We start from the raw sequence: 15,520 nt of genomic DNA, 5'->3' as shown, positions 1-15,520 counted from the left end.
GCTTGTGAATGTCAGATAAAAGCGATAAAAAAGATTTAAATGGGAGAGAACTATCCCCTGAAACATTAATGATGAGCTATGGGTATGACCCACAATTATCGGAAGGATCGATAAAACCTCCTGTGTTTCTGACATCAACTTTTGTCTTTAAAACGGCTCAAGAAGGTAAAGATTTTTTTAACTTGGTTAGCGGGCGCGTACAAGCGCCTGATAACCAAAAACAAGGTTTGGTTTATTCGCGTTTCAATCATCCCAATAGTGAAATTGTTGAAGATAGATTGGCTCTTTATGAAGGGGCGCAAAGTGCTGCTTTATTTTCATCAGGTATGTCGGCTATTACGACTTGCTTGATGGCAGTCTTAAAACCTGGCGATGTATTGCTACACTCTCAACCTCTATATGGTGGTACTGAAACCTTATTTTTGAATACGTTAACACGGTTTGGTATTACTTCAGTTCCTTTTCAAAATGGTTGTGATTTAGCGGCTATTCTTGATGTAGTAAAAGGGATTGGGGCAGGTAAAAAAATTGCGGCGATTTATATTGAGACACCATCAAATCCGCTAAATACGGTGGTGGATATTCAACTGCTCAGTCAAGCTGCCAAGCAAATTGCACATCAACAAAATGGCGAAATTCCATTATTGATTTGTGATAATACGTTACTGGGGCCTATATTCCAGAAACCTATTGCGCTCGGTGCTGACTTAAGTGTGTACTCACTAACAAAATATGTCGGTGGGCACTCTGATCTGGTTGCGGGTGCCGTTGTCGGAAGTCGCGATTTAGTCAAAAAAGTCAAAGCGCAGCGTAATGCGATTGGGACACAGCTCGACCCACACTCAAGTTGGATGTTGGGGAGATCTTTAGAAACACTGCAACTTAGGATGGAAAGAGCCAATGATAATGCAAAAATTTTGGCCCATTTTCTCAACCAGCATCCTAAAGTCGGTAAAGTTCATTTTCCTGAATTTTTGCCGAAAGACAGTGCAGAGTATCGAGCTTATCAACAACAATGCTCAGGCGCAGGCTCTACATTCTCAATCAATGTTGGCGAAAATGAAGCCGATGCCTTTCGTTTTTTAGATAATTTGGCGTTATTTAAACTTGCGGTGAGCTTAGGGGGTACAGAGTCATTAGCGAGCCACCCTGCATCGACTACGCATTCAGGGGTAGCGCAAACTGTTCGTCAAAATATCGGCATCAGCGATAATTTAGTGCGTTTATCTATTGGCATTGAAAATGTCGATGATTTGAAATATGCGTTACAGCTAGCGCTAGACGCAGTTTAACTTACTCCATGATGGCAGAGAATTTAAACTCTCTGCCATTTATTTGGCTAAATCATAGTGGGTTAATTGATTCGATACTGCGCTGGCAACTCGCTAAATCCGAGACCATTCACTTTTTTCACCGGAATTTGCACTGGAATTCGTTCTTTCATGGCTTCAACGTGGCTGATAACCCCAATCGTTTTACCGGATGCATTTAAACTTTCTAATGCATCGAGAGCGATATCTAATGTTTCGGCATCGAGTGTGCCAAAGCCTTCATCCAAAAATAGTGACTCTAATTGGGTTCTGTTACTCACCATATCGGATAGTGCTAGGGCTAATGCGAGACTGACTAAGAAGCTTTCACCACCCGATAAGGTTTTGATGTCTCTGAGACTATCAGCTTGCCACCCATCGATAACTTGTAGTTCAAGGTTAGTTTGATGACTACGTTGTAGTAGATAGCGGCCGTGTAATTTATCGAGCTGCTGGTTGGCTAAGGTAATGAGACAATCAAGTGTTAAGCCTTGTGCATAACGGCGGAATTTATCCCCTTCGGCGGAGCCAATGAGCGTGCTGAGATAACTCCAATCATCATAACTGAGCTGTCCATCTTCAATTTGTTGTAGTAAATCTCGTTGCTGGTGGCGCTGCTGTTTATCCGTTTCTAACTGGCTGATAATTCTACCCTGTTCTTGATTAAGATTTTTTATTTCTTCATCAAATTGAGCAATTGCTTGTTTTAATTGCTCTTGTGAAATGCCTGTAAAATCTTCAAGACGTTGTTGTTCATGGGCGGTTAGCGCCAGTAAAGCTTCTTTATGACGGGTTTCGCTTTGCAGTAATGCTTGGCTAATATTTTGTTTTAGCTGTTCTAATTGTATTTTTTCTTCAGTGGCTAGTAATGCATTGAGGAAGATTTGCTGTGAATCAAATGGGCTTTGGGTTAATGCTTTATTAAATTGTGTTTGTGCATTTATCAATAATTGAGTGATTTTCTTAACCGATTCAATGATGGCTTGATGGCTGCCATTGAGGACGGAAATATTTCTTTCAATGTCATTGATATTTTTGGTTAAGAGTTCTAATTGATGGGCTAAACGAGTTTGTTTTTCTTGCATCCCTTCAATAAATTGGCTGACAGTGAGTCCATTTAATAAGTTTTGGCGTTGATTTTTTTTCTCAATCAGCTCATTACTGCATTGTAATTGCTGTTGTTTTCCATTTTCGAGCTGTTTCAATAATTGCGTTTTTTGTGCTATTTCAGCCGCCAATGTCGCATTACTGACATCTATTTGTTGCGTGAGTTTCTGTGCCGCTATTTTTTGTGATTCGTAGAATTGACTGCGTTGTTCAATGTTGCTGAACCATGCATCAAAATCATTATTTTCGGGCAATATTAACTGAAATTGAGTGAGGGCTGACTGTAATTGCTCTGTTTGTTCATTTTTGCGTTGTTGTAGCTGATTTTGTTCTTTTTGCATCTCATCAAACATCTGAGCGTGATATTTAAGACGTTCTTCGAGTAATGCGAGAGTGGCTTGCTGTTGTTTAACGAGCGCTTGTTGCTCATTTAATTGATTTTTAGCCTGCTGATAATCGCGTTCTAATAGCGTGAAATCCGTAATCACTTTTTGTTGTGTGGATAACTGTGTTTTTAAATCAGCAAGAAGTAAATTAACCGCTTGTTCGGTTTGCGCTAATTCTGTAGTAAGTGCTTGCTCACAGGTACTACGCCATTTTTGATTTAATTCATCAAGCTGTTCGGATAATTGTGTTTTGAGCTGTAAATTTTCACTTTGACGCAACTTTTGATTTTGTAAGTACGATTGTTGCTCTGATAATTTGATCTTATTGCTATCGAGTTGCTCAGTGAGTTGTTTTAAGCGCTGTTGTGTATCTGAGGATTTTATTAATTGATAAGCCTCAACCGCAGGGTGCTCGTGAGAGCCACAAAGTGGACACGGGGAGCCTTCAATGAGTTGCTGGCGCTCTTTTTCTAAGCTAACAATTTTTTGCTCTAATTGCAGTTGTTGTGTGAGATCTTGAATATGGGGCTGTAAATTGCTGATATTAGTTTGTACTGATGCTAATTCTTTTTCAGTTTGAGCAATTGATTCAATTAATAAAATCTGCTGTGTTGCTTGCTTTTGTGATTGAACTTGTTGAGCGAGACACTGTGATAATATAAAGGGTAATAATTGCGCATGTTGTAGCTTGGTTTGTAGTTGTACAATAGTGTGATTTACTTCATTAATATTCTGTTTTTCTTGGCAGTTTTTATAGTTATTTTCTAATTGATTAAACGCGTCAGTTTCTTTGTCTAAAGCCGTTTGCGTTTGCGTCAACTGAGCGGATTGCGTTTGTTTTTCTGCCTGTAATACTTGTAGTTCTTGTGAAATTTTGTGCTGCTTTTGGGTTAGTATCGAGAGCTGTTCAGTAAGTTCATTGAGGTAACGTGCTTGTTGCTTCCAACTGCCTAGTTGCCCGCTAATTTCTGCATCTTTTTGTTTTTCTTTTAGAAAAACATTTAGTTGTTTCAGTTGGTTATTTGCGTGTTGTAACTTCACCTCGGCTTCATTGATAGACTGTTGTTTTTGGTCATATTCAGACTGAAATTGGGTTACAAGCTTAGAAAGTTCACTGAGTTGTTGGTTAAGATGCGTTATTTGGTTATCCAACGGGCGAACTTCGTTATCAATTAATTTATTCTGCTGCTGCATATACGCCAAAAATTGCGTATTTTCATTATTAGCTTGATCTTGTTTTGCTTTCAGTGGTGCAAGTTGTTTCTGCATTTCCTCAAGACTTTGTTGAAGATATTGTTGCTTTTCATTGTGTTCAGCTAACGACTGTTGTTGGCGCTGAACATCTTGCCATAAAGGACGCAAAGCCTCTGCGGGAGCGCTGTCTGCTAATTTTTGTAGACTGGGTTTTGCAGCCTGAAAATCCTGTTCTGACTTGTCTAGCTCTGCTTGTAATTGTTGTAAGCGTAGAGTCAGTTGGTGCTGTTGTTGCCACCAATTTATGGCTTGTTGATGACGATTTTTTTTATGATTAACTTGAGCTTCTTGTTGTGCGAGTACTGTTTGTTGTTCTAATCGTTGTTGGTGCTCAGATTCAGTCAGCAAATTAATGCTTTGTGCTCTCGCCTTCAATAAGTCTAATTCGGTTTTGACCTGTTTGTGTTGGTTATAAATATAAATTGAGATTTGGCTATAGATTTCAGTCCCTGTTATCTCTTCTAAAAGGTCAGCGCGTTCTTTTTCTGTTGCGTTTAAAAAGGCGGCAAAATCCCCTTGGGAAAGTAGAATCGATTTAGTGAAACGACCAAAGTCGAGTCCCGTAATTTGAGTGATCCGCTCTCTAATTTCAGTGACTTTAACCGCAAGTATTTGCCCATCAGCTACCGTCGCTAGCTCGGCTTTAGGCTGTTGAAGGTTTCCTTCAGATTTACCGCCTGCACGACGTTGGCTCCAAAATGCGCGGTAAGCAACACCTTTTACTTCGAATTCAACTTCCGCTAAACATTCGCCCGTATGGCGCGTCATGAGCTCATTTTGGCTAGCAGATAGAGAGCCTAAACGAGGTGTTTGATGGTAAAGCGCGAGACAAATCGCATCCAGTAAGGTGGTTTTACCTGCACCGGTCGCACCAGTTATCGCAAACAATCCTTGGCTAGCAAAAGGTTCTTGCGTGAAATCAATTTTCCATTCGCCTTTTAGTGAATTAATATTTTTTAAGCGAAGACTCAGGATTTTCATGCTTGACCCTCTTGTTCTGAACGTAGTGCGTCATAGGATTGTTTGAACAGTTGTCGCAAGCGTTGTTCTTGTTCGGCATCGTCAAGTGATTCTTCTGCAAGACGGCGTAAAAAGACCTCTTCAGCAGTTAATTCATTGAGTGTTTCATTGGCTAATACACTTTGCTGTCCTTGCTTTTGTTTACGTGCTCGGCGCAGTAATACGACCTCAACTGGTAAGGTTTGGGTTAAGGCTTCTATACGTTGTTGGATATCTGAAAGATAGTCTTGTGACGCGACTTCGATATCTAACCATACCGGTTTATCACCTTGATAGTCTTGCCAAACTTCCAGTTGTTGCTGGATTTCTTTTAGAGACCCTTTGACACTTTGTAGTGGCTGCGAAATTGGAATTGGTAATTGAGTGATATCAGTAAGCGTGCTGCCATTAAACTCAACCAGACAGACACTTTTTTGTTGTTGTGCTTCATCAAAACTTAATGGAATTGGTGAACCGCAATAACGAATATGTTGTTGGCCACCAATGACTTGGGGTCGATGAATATGCCCTAGGGCAATGTAATCTGCGGGTGGAAATGCGCCAGAAGGAAACGCGTCAAGTGTGCCAATATAAATGTCGCGGACTGAATCTGTCAGCGCTGCGCCGACAACGGTGAGATGCCCTGTCGCGATAATCGGGATATCAAGGCCTAGTGTTTCTCGTTGTGCGACGGCAAGTTGGTAGCTGGCTTGGTAATAGTCATGAATTGCCGTTTGCAGTGATAATTGTTTTTCTTCACTACTTTGTCCCGCAATACTTATCTGAATGTCTCGAGGGCGCAGGAATGGGATGGCGCAGACGAGGCCGCTAGGCAATCCTTGGTTATCCATTAAAGTAATAATATTAGGTTCAGCGCCAGAGGTTATTACGCTGGTATTGAGGTAAGCCAGCAAAGAGCTGGATTCATTGAGAACGGAAACGGAATCGTGGTTTCCACTTAAAATAACCAACTGGCATCCAGTTTTTTGTAAATCGACGATAAATTTATTATAGAGTTCTCGTGCATAGCTCGGCGGTGAGCCAGTATCAAAAATATCCCCTGCGACAATCACTGCGCTAACCTGATGGAGCGTAACTTGTTCAATAAGCCAATTTAAAAAACATTGATGTTCAGCGGCACGACTTTTAGTGAAAAAATATTGGCCAAGGTGCCAGTCAGAAGTGTGGATCATGCGCATGAGCTATCATTCCTTGTGATTGTGCCATTTTATTAGTGAAGAGGACTCGATATTCTGTCGGTCAGTATACCTTATCGCGGTAATACGATGGAGTGTTATGCAATGGAAAATGATGCTGTGATGTGAATAAAGCCGTTAAAATTGTTATTACAGTAAGATAATTATTAGTCTGCAAATGGATGATAATTATATTGCGCTATGTGATTAATGTTTCACTTAGATGATCTTTTCCTGTAATTATTAGGTGGAATGTCAGTCATCACCGATAATAGTCATAATTCTGTCATAAAAGTGACGCATAATGCGTTCACATTAAAAATATCTTCTTATTTACAGGAACAATCATGGCAAGACGCATTCTAGTTGTTGAAGATGAGACGCCCATCCGTGAAATGGTTTGTTTTGTATTGGAACAGAATGGTTTTCAGCCGATTGAAGCTGATGATTATGACTCTGCAATTGCGCAGCTTGTTGACCCGTTACCTGATTTAGTTTTACTCGATTGGATGATCCCAGGTGGCTCTGGCATTCAGGTTATTAAACATATGAAGCGTGATAGCGCAACTCGCGATGTCCCTGTCATGATGTTGACTGCCAGAGGTGAGGAAGAGGATCGCGTGAAAGGTTTAGAAGTGGGCGCGGATGATTTTTTAATCAAACCCTTTTCGCCAAAAGAATTGATTGCTCGCGTAAAAGCGATTTTACGCCGAATTTCGCCAATGGCGACAGAAGATATTATTGAAATGAATGGCTTGATGCTTGACCCAACCTCTCATCGTGTTACTTGTCGTGAAATTCCTATCGATATGGGACCAACCGAATATAAATTATTACATTTTTTTATGACTCATCCGGAGCGTGTTTATAGCCGTGAACAGCTATTAAATAATGTTTGGGGAGCCAATGTTTATGTTGAAGATAGAACCGTAGATGTTCATATTCGTCGTTTAAGAAAAGCACTGGAAACAGAAGGGCATGATAAAATGGTACAAACAGTACGTGGTACTGGATACCGTTTCTCTGTTCGTTACTGAGAATTCATTAGGGAGAGACCCAAGTGCTTGAACGTTTATCCATAAAACAGCTAATTTGGGGGCTGTTTTTATTTATTTTACCCGCACTCATATTATCAGTATTTATAGGCCATCTAGCATGGCTTTTAGTCATTTCTTTGCTAGCTGCATTATTTTGGCACGGGTATAACCTGCTAAAATTATCCTATTGGTTATGGTTAGATAAAAGCATGCTTCCACCCGCAGGTAAAGGGGGTTGGGAGCCAATATTTTATGGCATTTATCAAATGCAGCAACGTAACCGTAAACGTCGTCGTGAGCTAGGGCAGCTAATTAAGCGTTTTCGCAGCGGGGCTGAATCATTACCCGATGCGGTAGTGATGATGACAACGGAAGGTAATATTTTTTGGTGTAATCGCCATGCGCAGCATTTATTAGGTTTTCGTTGGCCTGAAGATAATGGGCAGCATATTTTTAATCTGTTGCGTTATCCTGATTTTAGCCGCTATTTTACGGTTAAGAGTTATGATCAAGCGCTGACAATTGAGCTTAACAGTGGTGAAATTGTCGAGTTTCGTATTTTGCCTTACACTGAGGGGCAGCTTTTAATGGTTGCCCGGGATGTGACGGAAAAACGACGATTAGAAAAGGCTCGTAGAGACTTTTTTGCTAACGTGAGTCATGAATTACGTACACCATTAACGGTCATTCAAGGGTATCTTGAAGTGATGGATGATCAAGAAGGGACCTCTGCGGTTAACAAAAAAGCCTTGAATGTGATGCAAGAGCAAGCTTATCGAATGGATAATCTGATCAAGCAGTTATTGCAGTTATCACGAATTGAAATCGCCCCTCATATTAATCTGGACGAACAAGTTAATATTCCCGTTATTCTTAAGATGATTGAACAAGAAGCGCTGAGTCTGAGTCACGGCCAGCACCAATTTGAGTTTAATGTTGATGAAAAATTACGCGTAAATGGCAATGAAGAGCAACTACGTAGTGCCGTTGCTAACCTTGTGTACAATGCCATTAACCACACACCTGAGGGAACTAAAATACGGGTTGATTGGCAGAAAACCAGTCATGGTGCTCGTTTTAGTGTCAGTGATAATGGCCCTGGTATCCCTACGGAGCATATATCGCGTTTGACGGAGCGTTTTTATCGAGTGGATAAAGCGCGTTCGCGCCAAGGTGGTGGTGGAACGGGGCTTGGATTAGCTATTGTGAAACATGCAGTTCAGCACCATAGCAGTCAACTCGTAATTACTAGTCAATTAGGTAAAGGTAGTGAATTTTCTTTTACACTCCCTCCTGTTTTAATTGTGTCTGATAAAAAAAGCTAAAACAGGGAAAATAATCACCTTATTAATATTAATCATAGGGTTAGTAAGGTGAATTTATCTGTGATATTTATTAAATTCGCAATTTATTTAATAATCGCGACATATTCTCCCTAAAACTATTTATATTTTTTTATCTTATCCTACCTTTTAATAAAAACGATGAGTGATAAAATGATTAAGTGATGATTTTTTAAACAAATCATATAACGGATATTCTAATTTTACTGACAGTAATCACTAGTTCTGAAAATTAGTTTGGTTGTTTATTCTTGTTTTGGGGTTTGCTATTGCCTTTTTGCCCTATAAAAGTTTTACTTGTCGTCAGTTATTGGCGGTTTTTTCTGTTTTTTAACGTTTCATTTCAAATGATTTAATAAATCATATATTTTATATTGTTAATGATATGTTTTATCAGAATTCTATCTCGTCATATAAATTTCAAAGGGTTGCTAGTTAAATACCCATATCTTTTTATTTTCGTTACTTAAAATTAACATAATATGGCTCATCGTTTATCATCAAGAGATATTATCGCGTTAGGTTTTATGACCTTTGCGTTATTTGTTGGAGCAGGAAATATCATTTTCCCTCCTATGGTTGGTTTGCAAGCAGGTGAACAAGTTTGGACGGCTGCACTTGGCTTTCTGGTTACTGGTGTCGGTCTTCCCGTTTTAACCATTATCGCACTGGCAAAAGTGGGTGGTGGTATTGAAGCGTTAAGTACTCCAGTAGGTAAAAAAGCCGGATTATTACTCGCTGTTGTCGCATACTTATCCGTCGGTCCATTATTCGCAACACCAAGAACCGCCACCGTATCGTATAAAGTCGGTATCGCCCCATTGTTTGGTGGTGAATCTGATATGTTATTATTGATTTACAGCGTGGTTTATTTTGTCTTAGTGATTGGTATTTCACTTTACCCAGGCAAATTACTCGATAGCGTCGGTCATATACTTGCACCCGTTAAAATGCTCGCACTTGCGCTTCTAGGTGTTGCTGCGGTGTTATGGCCTGCCGGTTCTCCTATCCCGTCTACTATCGAATATCGCGATATGGCATTTTCAAATGGCTTTATTAATGGCTATCTCACCATGGATACACTTGGGGCGATGGTATTTGGTATTGTGATTGTGAATGCAGCACGTTCAAGAGGTATTGATAATTCGTCATTGTTAACCCGTTACACTATGTGGGCTGGGTTAATAGCGGGGGTTCTGCTCACACTGGTTTATCTTTCACTTTTCAAACTCGGTGAAAACAGTGGTTCTTTGATTCCGAATCCGGCGGATGGCGCAGATATTTTGCATACTTATGTGCAATATACCTTTGGCGATTACGGTAGTTTCTTCCTTGCGGTATTGATTTTCGTTGCTTGTATGGTGACCGCAGTTGGGCTAACTTGTGCATGTGCCGAATTCTTCAGTCGCTATGTGCCGATTTCTTATCGTAGCTTAGTGTTGATATTGGGCCTCTTCTCGATGGTTGTTTCTAACCTAGGCCTGAGCAAATTAATTGCATTCTCATTACCTGTGTTGGTATCGATTTATCCACCTTGTATTGTGCTTATATTAATGAGTTTTACGCTGAGATGGTGGCGAAATCCAACGGTCGTGATTGCACCAACGATGCTGACAAGCTTTGTAGTGGGATTAATTGGCGCAGTGAAAGCCTCGGATAACCTGAAAACGTATATCCCAGAATGGATGACGTCGATTCCATTGTATAAGCAAGACCTTATGTGGTTATTACCATCTTTAGTGGTATTGGTTGTTGCAGTGCTTTGCGATAGATTTATTTCACCTTCAGTTGTGCATAAACAAGCTTAATTAATTGTGCTTGTATTGTGATAAAACCCACTAATCAGTGGGTTTTATCATTTATAGTCTCAGTTAATTAATGCATTAATTAACACCTACTGCGCTACCTGCTGGTCGACGGACATCATTAGAGCCGTAGATAAAGCCCTCTCGTACTTTTCCTGAAACCGCTGAGTCGTTACCTGATGATTTGGTACTAACACCCGCGCCTTCAGGTATCCCAACCATAATCAGTTCGGCTGCACCCCAAGGTGTTTGTTCAACCATCTTGTATCCCATTTTATCTAGTAACACTAAGCTATCTTTAGATAAGCCTCTTTGCTCATAGTAAACTTCATCTGGTAGCCATTGATGGTGAATTCTGGGCGCATTGACCGCTTCTTGTGGTGGCATTCCGTGATCAATAATATTCAATGCGGTTTGCAAGGTAATTGAAATAATTCTTGAACCACCCGGGGAGCCGAGCACTAAGAAAACTTTACCATCTTTCGTCACGATTGTTGGGCTCATGGAAGATAGTGGGCGCTTACCGGGGGCGATAGAATTTCGTTCCCCTTGTACCAAGCCATAAAGATTTTTTTCACCTACTTTAGTGGTGAAGTCATCCATTTCATCATTTAAGAAAAAGCCTGTTCCGGGTGGAATAACCACAGAACCAAAACGCCCATTAATCGTATAAGTGGTGGAAACGGCATTACCTTTGTCATCAACGACAGAATAATGGGTAGTTTCTGGTTTTTCATGTGGACCGATACCCGGTTGTACCTGTGTGGATGCAGTGGCTTGATTCGGTTTGATCTCTTTGCGTAACTCTTCTGCATAAGCTTTGCTGAGCAGTTTATCTGTTGGGTTATTGACGAATTCAGGGTCACCTAAGAAGGTATTGCGATCCATATAGGTATGGCGCATTGCTTCAGTGAGTGTATGAACGTAATCAGCTGAATTGAACCCCATTTCTTTTAAGTCATAGCCTTCTAAAATATTGAGAGTTTGGCAGATAGTGACTCCACCAGAACTCGGTGGTGGTGCAGAGATAAATTTGTAGCCGCGATAGGTACAGCTAATTGGTGTAGTATCACTGATGGTGTAGTTTGCAAAATCTTTAGCGGTGAGAATTCCACCATTTTTCTTGGCGGCTTCTTCAACAATTTTTGGAATATCACCTTCATAGAAGGCTGAAGGGCCATTTTTAGCAATTTTTTCAAGAGTATTAGCTAAATCTGTTTGTACGAGTTTGTCACCGGGTTGGTAAGTGCTTCCATCTGGTTTTAAGAATATGCGGGCCACTTCGGGGTCCTGTTTGAATCGTTCTGTCGTGGTGTCTAAAACATCGGTATCCGCTCGAGTTAACGTGAAGCCGTCTCTGGCAAGTTTAATCGCAGGTTCCATGACTTGCTGGCGGTTCATCGTGCCATATTTTTCTAATGCATAATCTAAGCCTTTGACTGTACCGGGAACCCCGGAAGCTAGGTAGCCGTACAGGCTCGCATCTTTGATTAATTTTCCATCTTTATCTAAATACATATCTGCGTTAGAGGCGGCAGGGGCAGTCTCTCTGAAGTTGATAAATAGGTCTTTACCATCGGCAAGGTGAATTGTCATGAAACCACCCCCACCAATATTGCCACAGCAGGGATTTACAACTGCTTGAGCATAGCCTACCGCGACAGCGGCATCGATGGCATTACCACCAGACTTTAAAATGTCAGCGCCAATTTGAGAGGCTAAATGTTGGGATGAAACAACCATACCTTTTTGTGCTTCAACTGCGGGCTCTGAAGCCGCATACAGTTGTGTTGAGACAAGCAAAGAAAGTACAGATAAAGAGCGAAGTAGCACAGAGGGTGCCGATGATTTTTTTATCATTAGTATCTCCGGATAGCAGTGGATGTGATATCTATTTGCGTTGATTGTTATTTAAATAAAAATAATTTGTTAATTATTTGTGTCTATAATTTATAGCACGAAATGGTGGGAAGGGTTGAACATTTGAGTTAAGAAATATTAACTAGTGGGAGATACTTGAAATAATTGTTACAAAAAAGGGTTATTAAGTTGCATATGGAGAGGTTTTTTTTAAAAAAAAGCGGATTTAGACCTTTGATCTAAATCCGCTTTTAAAAGACTGAATCAGTTTTAATTACAGAGCAGTAGCATTCTTAGTCAGGTAGTCTGCAACGCCTTTAGGAGATGCATTCATACCTTCTTTGCCTTTTTCCCACTGAGCTGGACAAACTTCACCGTGCTCTTCGTGGAATTGCAGTGCATCAACCATACGTAACATTTCATCAATATTACGGCCTAATGGCAGGTCGTTAACGACTTGGTGACGGACAACGCCTTCTTTATCAATTAAGAAAGAACCACGCAGTGCAACACCTTCTGGGTGCTCGATACCGTAAGCTTTGATGATTTCGCGTTTGATATCAGCAACCATCGGATATTTAACTTCACCGATACCGCCTTTATCTACAGGCGTTTTACGCCATGCATCATGAACAAACGCAGAGTCAAAAGAAACACCAATGATTTCTACGCCGCGTTTTTGGAATTCTTCAAAACGGTGATCAAATGCGATCAACTCTGATGGACAAACAAAAGTGAAGTCCATTGGCCAGAAGAAAATGACAGCAGGCTTGCCATCGATATGTTTTTTCAGATTGAAATTTTCATTAATTTCGCCGTTACCAAGAACAGCTGCTGCAGTAAAGTCGGGGGCTTGACGTGTAACCAGAACCATAATTTACTCCTATGAGTGTGAATTAAAGGTTTTTATAGATTATAAGATGATAAGGAATTATCTCTTAGTAAGAAAGACATTAAAACCAATCATTGTGATAGTTTTTACCTATCAATAGTAATGGTTTAGCTACCTAATATCAATAAGATAGTTTTATTTCACTAAAGTTCAAGCATTAATTTACTTTAACTCATTAATTGTGAGGGATTGTGCAAAAAGTTGTTGTTGCGCTTTACTCATCATTTGTGGATAAAACTGAAAGAAAATTTGTTCAAGCTGCCCATACTGTAGCAAAAAATCATCGAAAGAGCCGCTAAGCGCACTGAGTTTTGGTCGTCTGCTCGCCATTCCGTTAAGTGATTTACCAATATAGTCCTTTTGACTATAACGTGTCAGCCATTGCTGGGGCCACATATATTCATTTAACTCCTGAAATTTTTCAGGCGTATGACAAAGATTCGGCTCAATGGTATTTCGAGCCATACTGACAAATTCAGGTAGTGTGATTGATGCTTCGATTTTAGACCAATGTAAAGATAAAAAATGATCCCAAATTAAATCAAGCGTAATAGGCGCTACTCGCCGGTAATCGGGGCGAAAGAGTGCGCGAGCCTGTTTGACTAATGGGTGTGAGTCGGTAGCTTTGTCTACAGAACGGTGCATATAGATGCCCGAGACAACGTCAGGCTCGTAAAGACCTGTAGGGTTGCCGCGAACGAAGTCGGCTAATATGTTGCCCAGTAGGGAGCTTTGGGCTGTGTGGGCTAGGTGGAGGTGAGCGAGATAATTCATGTTCTTACTATACCCCTAATGTCCGTCGTCTTTCAATTCACAGGGGTGTTGGCTGCGTAAAAATACCCGAATCACATACTATTGTATGCTCATCGGGATATTTTTATCTTGCCGCCTACCTGTGATTTGAAATCCATAGGACATCTATAGGATATCCTGATATCTTTTGTTCGCTCTAGTCGCTGCTTCTAGGGCTCAGTTTGCTTGCTGCCTTGCTTTAATCTGAAATTCATGGGGATTGTACTGAATCTAAAAACGAGAAAATTAAAGATTAGAAAGCTAAAGTGGGAATAATTGAGCTGGTGATTGGGTCTGTGAGCAGTAATTTTTAATTTTACTTCAATATTTGTTAAATAATGGTGCTTTTTTCGGCGATTTTACGCTTATATCTTGCGCTAGAGGCAGGTCGGCACTAGACTAGTCGCCTGTTTTTTTAGATTGATGTCAATACAATGCGTGTTTCCGATTTTACTTTTGAGTTACCAGAAGAACTTATAGCCCACTATCCTCAGACAGAGCGCAGCTCATGTCGATTGTTAAGCCTTGATGGTGAGACAGGAAAGCTCACGCAGGGTGTTTTTACCGATATTCTTGAAAAGCTGGAGCAAGGGGATCTGCTAGTGTTTAACAACACGCGTGTTATTCCTGCAAGATTGTTTGGGCGAAAAGTGAGTGGCGGTAAAATTGAAGTGCTTATTGAGCGTATGCTTGATGAACATCGCGTGCTAGCGCATGTAAGAGCCTCAAAAGCACCGAAAGAAGGCGCAGAGCTTTTATTAGGGGATGATGAGAGCGTTAAAGCGACAATGTTGGCGCGCCATGGGGCTTTGTTTGAACTGCGTTTTGATGATGAACGAGATGTGCTTAGCATTCTTAATCAAATCGGTCATATGCCTCTTCCGCCTTATATTGCTCGCCCTGATGAAGAATCTGATAAAGAGCTTTATCAAACAGTATATAGCCAGCGTCCAGGTGCGGTAGCTGCACCAACAGCCGGTTTGCATTTTGATGAGCCTTTATTAGAAGCACTGCGTCAAAAAGGTGTTGAAATGGCGTTTGTGACACTGCATGTCGGGGCCGGTACATTCCAACCCGTTCGCGTTGATACTATTGAAGATCACATTATGCATTCTGAATATGCAGAAGTGCCTCAAGACGTGGTTGATGCGGTATTGGCCTGCAAGGCGCGAGGAAATCGTGTTGTTGCTGTTGGGACAACTTCTGTGCGTTCATTAGAAAGTGCCGCGAAAGCCAGCCAAAATGCACTTATTGCTCCATTTTTTGATGATACCCAAATCTTTATTTATCCAGGGTATGAATATCAAGTGATTGATGCGCTCATCACTAATTTCCACCTACCGGAATCGACACTGATTATGTTAGTTTCTGCGTTTGCGGGATATAAAAATACCATGAGAGCTTATCAAGAAGCGATAACACAAAAATATCGTTTCTTTAGTTATGGTGATGCAATGTTCATCACGCCAAATTCCAACGCTCGTTTTGAGCAAGTGGGCGAATAACTTTCAATCAGCGACGGCGACGCTGTTGGCTTAT

General features: G+C 40.8%; 10 protein-coding genes. 5 read left to right on the top strand and 5 right to left on the bottom strand.

What is annotated here, in order from left to right; genetic code table 11:
• The first annotated feature begins 8 nt into the window (after nucleotides 1-8).
• Nucleotides 9-1,292 carry a cystathionine gamma-synthase family protein gene (locus ACTH6U_RS01300; protein ID WP_294108367.1) on the top strand — a complete coding sequence of 428 codons (1,284 nt, stop codon included), beginning with the start codon at nucleotides 9-11 and terminating at the stop codon, nucleotides 1,290-1,292.
• Nucleotides 1,293-1,354: 62 nt separating this feature from the next.
• Here ACTH6U_RS01300 and ACTH6U_RS01295 read toward each other — a convergent pair whose 3' ends face one another.
• Both ACTH6U_RS01295 and sbcD read right to left on the bottom strand, forming a co-directional pair.
• Nucleotides 1,355-5,038 (bottom strand): AAA family ATPase, encoded by a 3,684-nt coding sequence (locus tag ACTH6U_RS01295; RefSeq protein ID WP_441831411.1) that lies wholly within the window; start codon nucleotides 5,036-5,038, stop codon nucleotides 1,355-1,357.
• The gene (gene sbcD, locus ACTH6U_RS01290) at nucleotides 5,035-6,255 is read right to left on the bottom strand and encodes an exonuclease subunit SbcD (RefSeq protein ID WP_336430901.1); all 1,221 of its coding nucleotides are present in this window, start codon (nucleotides 6,253-6,255) and stop codon (nucleotides 5,035-5,037) included. The genes ACTH6U_RS01295 and sbcD overlap by 4 nt, the downstream gene beginning before the upstream one ends.
• A 344-nt stretch (nucleotides 6,256-6,599) precedes the next feature.
• Between sbcD and phoB the strand changes: the two genes are divergently transcribed.
• The 3 genes from phoB (at nucleotide 6,600) to brnQ (ending at nucleotide 10,440) form a co-directional block, all read left to right on the top strand.
• Nucleotides 6,600-7,289, top strand: coding sequence for a phosphate regulon transcriptional regulator PhoB (gene phoB, locus ACTH6U_RS01285; RefSeq protein ID WP_336430902.1), 690 nt, complete (start codon nucleotides 6,600-6,602; stop codon nucleotides 7,287-7,289).
• Between the two features lie 23 nt (nucleotides 7,290-7,312).
• Nucleotides 7,313-8,614 carry a phosphate regulon sensor histidine kinase PhoR gene (gene phoR, locus ACTH6U_RS01280; protein ID WP_294108374.1) on the top strand — a complete coding sequence of 434 codons (1,302 nt, stop codon included), beginning with the start codon at nucleotides 7,313-7,315 and terminating at the stop codon, nucleotides 8,612-8,614.
• 500 nt (nucleotides 8,615-9,114) lie between these two features.
• Nucleotides 9,115-10,440, top strand: a complete 1,326-nt coding sequence (gene brnQ, locus ACTH6U_RS01275) for a branched-chain amino acid transport system II carrier protein (protein WP_294108376.1) — start codon at nucleotides 9,115-9,117, stop codon at nucleotides 10,438-10,440.
• Between the two features lie 75 nt (nucleotides 10,441-10,515).
• Here the strand turns inward: brnQ and ggt are convergent, their stop codons facing one another.
• The 3 genes from ggt to ACTH6U_RS01260 form a co-directional block, all read right to left on the bottom strand.
• Entirely contained in the window at nucleotides 10,516-12,297 is a 1,782-nt protein-coding gene (gene ggt / locus ACTH6U_RS01270; RefSeq protein WP_294108378.1) for a gamma-glutamyltransferase, read from the bottom strand.
• Between the two features lie 274 nt (nucleotides 12,298-12,571).
• Entirely contained in the window at nucleotides 12,572-13,171 is a 600-nt protein-coding gene (locus tag ACTH6U_RS01265; protein ID WP_294108380.1) for a peroxiredoxin C, read from the bottom strand.
• 180 nt (nucleotides 13,172-13,351) lie between these two features.
• Nucleotides 13,352-13,963: an acyl carrier protein phosphodiesterase gene (locus ACTH6U_RS01260; RefSeq protein ID WP_294108382.1), complete on the bottom strand. Its 612-nt coding sequence runs from the start codon at nucleotides 13,961-13,963 to the stop codon at nucleotides 13,352-13,354.
• A gap of 452 nt (nucleotides 13,964-14,415) precedes the next feature.
• Here ACTH6U_RS01260 and queA point away from each other — a divergent pair, with 452 nt between their 5' ends.
• A complete protein-coding gene (gene queA / locus ACTH6U_RS01255) occupies nucleotides 14,416-15,486 on the top strand; it encodes a tRNA preQ1(34) S-adenosylmethionine ribosyltransferase-isomerase QueA (RefSeq protein WP_441831410.1) in 1,071 nt (356 codons plus the stop codon).
• The last annotated feature ends 34 nt before the right edge of the window (nucleotides 15,487-15,520 follow it).

Origin of the sequence: Providencia sp., assembly GCF_052096715.1 — a bacterium.
GTDB lineage: Bacteria > Pseudomonadota > Gammaproteobacteria > Enterobacterales > Enterobacteriaceae > Providencia.
The sequence above is the reverse complement of the archived record's forward strand: the minus strand, read 5'-3'. Positions and strand labels throughout refer to the sequence as shown.

Coding starts and splice junctions, on each gene's coding strand:
- ACTH6U_RS01295 (WP_441831411.1), bottom strand. CDS start 5,038: ATGAAAATCCTGAGTCTTCGCTTAAAAAATATTAATTCACTAAAAGGC.
- brnQ (WP_294108376.1), top strand. CDS start 9,115: ATGGCTCATCGTTTATCATCAAGAGATATTATCGCGTTAGGTTTTATG.
- ACTH6U_RS01265 (WP_294108380.1), bottom strand. CDS start 13,171: ATGGTTCTGGTTACACGTCAAGCCCCCGACTTTACTGCAGCAGCTGTT.
- queA (WP_441831410.1), top strand. CDS start 14,416: ATGCGTGTTTCCGATTTTACTTTTGAGTTACCAGAAGAACTTATAGCC.
- ACTH6U_RS01300 (WP_294108367.1), top strand. CDS start 9: ATGTCAGATAAAAGCGATAAAAAAGATTTAAATGGGAGAGAACTATCC.
- ggt (WP_294108378.1), bottom strand. CDS start 12,297: ATGATAAAAAAATCATCGGCACCCTCTGTGCTACTTCGCTCTTTATCT.
- ACTH6U_RS01260 (WP_294108382.1), bottom strand. CDS start 13,963: ATGAATTATCTCGCTCACCTCCACCTAGCCCACACAGCCCAAAGCTCC.
- phoB (WP_336430902.1), top strand. CDS start 6,600: ATGGCAAGACGCATTCTAGTTGTTGAAGATGAGACGCCCATCCGTGAA.
- sbcD (WP_336430901.1), bottom strand. CDS start 6,255: ATGCGCATGATCCACACTTCTGACTGGCACCTTGGCCAATATTTTTTC.